The organism is Halorubrum sp. SD612, assembly GCF_002135005.1.
Map to the genome: position 1 here is coordinate 1 of NZ_NEWI01000170.1, position 4830 is coordinate 4830.

Consider the following 4830-nt stretch of genomic DNA (forward strand, 5'->3'; position numbering starts at 1 on the left):
GTAGAACTCCGACTCCGCGCGCGTCGAGTACTGCGGCCCCTCGATACAGACGTAGGTGCCGCCCTTCACGACGTTCGCGGCGTCGTCGCCGTCGCCGCCCGCGGCCGACTCCGCGGCCTCGGTGAGGTGGTCGACCAGTTCGGGGCTGTACGGGTCGGCGAACGGCTGGTGGACGACGACGCCGTCGCCGTAGAAGGAGAGGTCGCGACCCTTCGTCCGGTCGTAGATCTGGTCCGGGACGACGAGCGTGCCGGGCTCCAGCTCCTCCTTGAGGCTGCCGACCGCGTTCGACGCGAAGATGTGCGTGACGCCCGCCTTTTTCAAGGCGTACATGTTCGCGCGGTACGGGAGGTCCGTGGGGGAGACGCCGTGCTCCGAGCCGTGGCGCGGGAGGAACGCGGCCTCGCGGCCCGTGTCGCCGAACTCGCCGATCGTCACGGCGTCGCTCGGCTCGCCGTACGGCGTGTCGAACTCGACCTCCCGCACGTCGTTCAGGGGGAGCGCCTCGTAGATGCCGCTGCCGCCGATGAATCCGATGGTTCCCATACCCGGAGTGCGCCCGCTCGCTACTTATAAGGACTGAACCCGGCCGACCGTTCCTGGCGCGGGCGACGCGCGGTCGAAGGGCCTCACAGCAGCCACCGAACCGCCGCCAGCGCGACCGCGCTCACGACGAGCAGGTGGACCAACACCGCGCCGACCGGCGCGGCGCCCACCGCGCGCATGTCCTCGACCCGGATCGAGAGGCCGAGGCCGACGAACGCCAGCGCGAACAGCGCGTCCGAGACGCGGCCGATCGACGCCAGCGCGGCGGGCGAGAGCAGCCCGCTGTTCGCGACCGCCGCGACGGCGAGGAACCCGAGCAGGAACTTCGGGAACTCCGCCCAGAGGCGTCGGACGCCCGGGTCGGCGGCCGAGCGCGCGGTGTACGCGACCGAGTACGCGACCGCGACGCCGCCCAAAAGCGAGTTGCGCGCCAGCTTCGTCACGGTCGCCCACTGGCCCGCCTCGGGGGAGTGCGCGAACCCCGCGGCCGCGACGGGCCCGGTCGAGAACATGCTCACGCCCGCCCAGACGCCGAACTGCCGGCCGGTCAGACCGAGCCACTCGCCCGCGAGCGGGAACGCGACGAGCGTCGCGGCGTCGAACAGCAGGATCGTCGCGGCCGCGAAGGTGATCGCGGCCCCGCGCGCGTCGAGCACTCTGCCGATCGCGACGACCGCGGAGACCCCGCAGATGCTCGCGCCGGCCGCCAACAGCGAGGAGGTGGGCGATCCGATCCGGAAGAGGACGCGCGCGACGACCTCCGCGAACAGGAGGCCGCCGGCGACGAACGCGGCCACCAGCCCGAGGACGGTCGGGCCGGCGGCGAGGAACTCCTCGACCGCGACCGCCGCCCCGAGCAGCACGATCCCGGTCTCCAAGAACAGCTTGTCGACGCTCGCGCCGGGCTCCGCGATCTCCGGGATCCCGACGGTGTTGCCCAGCGCCACGCCGAGCGCGACGGCGACGACGAGCGGCTGGAGGCCGGGGACCGCGTCCGCGACGAGCGTCGCCGCGACCGCGCCGCCGGCGAGCAGCGCGACCCCCGGCAGGTACGCTCGGACCGCCTCGGCGACCCCCGTCACAGCGCCTGCCCGACGAGGTGCGCGGCGACGATACCGAGGCCCAGCGCGAGCGCCTGCCAGCCGCGGTCGAGCGCGGTCCAGCGGTCGACGAGGCCGGCGGAACCGCCGGTCGAGCGCTCGGTCCCGGATCCCTCGCCGCGGTTCGATTCCATGGCGGCGGATCGGCCGGGGCGTACTTACCGATGTCGCTCGCCGACCCCGGTCAGTCGTCGGCCTCGGCCGCGACCCTGTCGTCGTCCGCCTCGCCGTTCGACTCTGTCTCGCCGTTCGCCTCCGCTTCGTCGTTCGCCTCCGCCTCGACCGCGTCGTCCGGGCGCGGGAAGTTCTCGATCGTCGCCTCGCGGAAGGCCGCCTCGTCGAACGCGTACTCCTCGTCGAAGAAGTCGAGGACCGTCTCGATGTCCGTCATCGCGTTCTTCAGCGCGGTCGACGCGCCCGGCGAGGGCGTGATGTTGAATAAGATTCCGTCCTCGACGATCTTCGCCTCGCCCATGTCCAGTTCCTTGTTCTCGGTGTCGACGATCTGGGGGCGCACGCCGCCGTACCCCTTCGCGCGGTCGATGTCGTCGACGTCGACGCTCGGCACGACCTTCTGGACGTTCGGGAGGAACGCCCGCTTCCCGACCGCGGGGAGGTCGTACACGAGGTTACGCACGACGTACGGGAAGAGGATCCTGTCCGAGAGGATGTTGACGTAGCTCAGCACGGAGTCGGGGTTGAAGCCGAACACGTCGACGAAGTCGCTCACCGTCGAGAGGTGGCCGCGTTCCAGGGCGGGCACGAGCTTCGCCGTCGGCCCGAACCGGGTGACGCTCCCGTCGTGGACGTCGGCGTCGCCGTGGACCGCCGCGAACGGGAGCTTCTTCATCTGGAGCGTGTACACCTTCCCGTTCAGCAGGTCGTCCGCGAGGAAGAAGCTCCCCGCGACCGGAAGCAGCGACATCCCCTCGCCGTACCCCATCTCCTTGGCGAACTGGAGGCTGTGGGACCCGGCCGCGACGACGACCGCCTCGGCGTCGAAGTCGCCGTCGTCCGTCTCGACGGTGAACCCGTCGCCCCGGTCGTCGACGCCCGTCACCGTCGTCCCGAGGTGGACGGAGACGCCCGCCTCCTCGCGGGCGGCGTCGACGAACGACTCCGCGACCGCGCCGTAGTCGACGACGTAGCCGTCGGGCGTCTGGAGCGCCTTCAGCTCGGTGCCGGGATCGCGCCCCTCGACGACCTTCGGCTCCAGCTCCGCGATCTCCTTGCGGCCGATCTCGCGCAGCTTCGGGAACAGGTCGCCGAACCCCTCCTCGCGGTAGCGCTCCTCCAGCTTGGCGACCTCCTCGTCGCCGACCCCGAGGACCATCTTGCTCCGCTTGCTGTGCATCTCGCGGTCGGGGTCCGACCCCTCGAGGTAGCCCGCGAGCAGCTCCGCGCCCTCCTTGACCTCCTCGGCCTTCTCGAGGGTGTAGTTCGTCTCGATGTCCCCGAAGTGGAGCGTCTGGGAGTTGTTCGTCCGGTGGGAGTTGATCGCCGCGATCTCCCGTTCCTTCTCGATCAGCGTGACGTCGTCGACGTCGGTGAACTTCGCGACCGTGTACAGCAGCGACGCCCCGCTTATCCCCCCGCCGATGATTACGAGATCGGTGTCAGACATGCGTGGTGAAAGCTCACCTCCCCAGACGACCTCCCCCGTTAACCCTCTTACCATCCTCGCGCGAAATCGAGCGGTAGAAGCCCTACGAACGTCGATTACAATAACGACGATCGTCGAATGGCTGTCGGTCCCGCATTCGGGCCGCTCCCGCCTACTCGTCCCGCGCGGCGCGGTACCGCTCGCGGACCGCCGCGAACAGTTCCCTCCCGGCCTCGGTCCGGAGCCGCGGCTCGGCCGTCGCGAAGAACTCGTCTAAGTCGTCGTACTCGCGGAACGCGTCGGGCTCGCCCCGCTCCGGGTCGTACCGGTCGTCCCGCTCGTACAGCAGGGCCTGGAGACAGACGTCGAGCAGGTCGCAGTCCTTGACGAGGACCGCCTCCGGCGAGTCGCGGGCCTCGTACGCCTCCCACGCGTCCCGGACGCGCTCCGGGAGCGGTCCGGCGAGGTCGCGCATCGCCTCGCGCTCGGCGGCCTCCTTGGCCTCGCGGTCGACCGCGTCCGCGGTCGAGTCGGCGCGCGTCGCGGCGTCTCCCGTCTCGGCCTCCGCGGCGTCGTGGACGACGGCGAGCCGCAGGGCGCGGTCGAGGTCGACGTCCGGAAGCTCCTCGCGGAACCGGTCGCCGAGCGCCAACACGAGGTACGCGACCCCCCACGAGTGGGCGGCGACCGACTCGGGCTCGTCGACCCCGCGGAGCTGCCAGCCCGTGCGCCGCTCGTCTTTCAGGTCGTAGGTCGCGAGAACGGCGTCGAGGGCGTCGTCGCGGTCGTCGAGGGCGTCGTCGCGGTCGTCGAGGGCGTCGTCGCGGTCGCCGAGGGCGTCGTTCTCGGCGTCGCGCTGTTCCTCGGCCATCGCTCCGGCCCGCTACTCGGCGAGCGCCCAGGCCTCGTCGCCGACCGGCTCGGCCACGTCCCGGCGCACCATCTCGTCGATGACCTCGTCGAGGCGGTCGGGCTGGGCGACCTCCATCTCGATCCGACCGATGCCGTGGAACTCCTCCAGGTAGTGACGCAGATCCTCCCGCGAGAACGCCGACTCGTCGGCGCGCTCCATCGCCCCCTCGGTGAGGTCGATCATGTCTTCGAGGAAGTTCCACGGGTAGACGACCCACGTCCACTGTTCGAGCCGCTCGCCCACGAAGTCGGGCTGGAACTCCGAGGTGCCGAGCAGCTGGAGCGTCGCGGTGCGGACCGCGCCCGCGTCGCGCTCCTCGACGTACTCCTCGGCGCGGCGGATCGAGCCGCCGGTGTCGGCGATGTCGTCGATGATGAGGACGTTCTTCCCCTCGACGCTCCCCTCCGGCATCGGGTAGCGGATCTGGGGCTCGTCGCTCTTCTCGGCGGCGCCGACGTAGTGTTCCATCTTGAGGCTGGTGAGGTCGTTGAGCCCGAGGAAGTCACAGATACACCGCCCCGCGAACCAGCCCCCGCGGGCCAGGGCGACGACCACGTCCGGCTCGAAGTCGGCCCGCTTCACCGCGTCGGAGACGTTGCGGCAGAGCCCGTAGATGTACTCCCAGTTGGTGAGCGTGCAGTCGAAGTCGTCCGGGAGGTCGCTCATAC

At 70.8% G+C, this 4830-nt stretch carries 6 protein-coding genes; all 6 read right to left on the bottom strand.

Translation table 11 applies throughout. The features are described 5' to 3' along the window. Positions 1 to 546, bottom strand: a 546-nt coding sequence (locus B9G38_RS14230; protein WP_143415480.1) for an MTAP family purine nucleoside phosphorylase, incomplete at its 3' end; no start/stop codon positions are given. An 83-nt stretch (positions 547 to 629) separates the two neighbouring features. After that, on the bottom strand, positions 630 to 1628 hold the full coding sequence (locus tag B9G38_RS14235) for a YeiH family protein (RefSeq protein WP_086220805.1): 999 nt from the start codon (positions 1626 to 1628) through the stop codon (positions 630 to 632). After that, a complete protein-coding gene (locus B9G38_RS18355) occupies positions 1625 to 1780 on the bottom strand; it encodes a hypothetical protein (protein ID WP_198945705.1) in 156 nt (51 codons plus the stop codon). Before B9G38_RS18355 ends, B9G38_RS14235 begins: the two co-directional genes overlap by 4 nt. A gap of 50 nt (positions 1781 to 1830) precedes the next feature. Further along, on the bottom strand, positions 1831 to 3270 hold the full coding sequence (locus tag B9G38_RS14240) for an FAD-dependent oxidoreductase (protein ID WP_086220806.1): 1440 nt from the start codon (positions 3268 to 3270) through the stop codon (positions 1831 to 1833). Positions 3271 to 3421: 151 nt separating this feature from the next. After that, entirely contained in the window at positions 3422 to 4120 is a 699-nt protein-coding gene (locus B9G38_RS14245; RefSeq protein WP_086220807.1) for an HD domain-containing protein, read from the bottom strand. A gap of 12 nt (positions 4121 to 4132) precedes the next feature. Further along, the gene (locus B9G38_RS14250) at positions 4133 to 4828 is read right to left on the bottom strand and encodes a phosphoribosyltransferase (RefSeq protein ID WP_086220808.1); all 696 of its coding nucleotides are present in this window, start codon (positions 4826 to 4828) and stop codon (positions 4133 to 4135) included. Positions 4829 to 4830 lie beyond the last annotated feature (2 nt).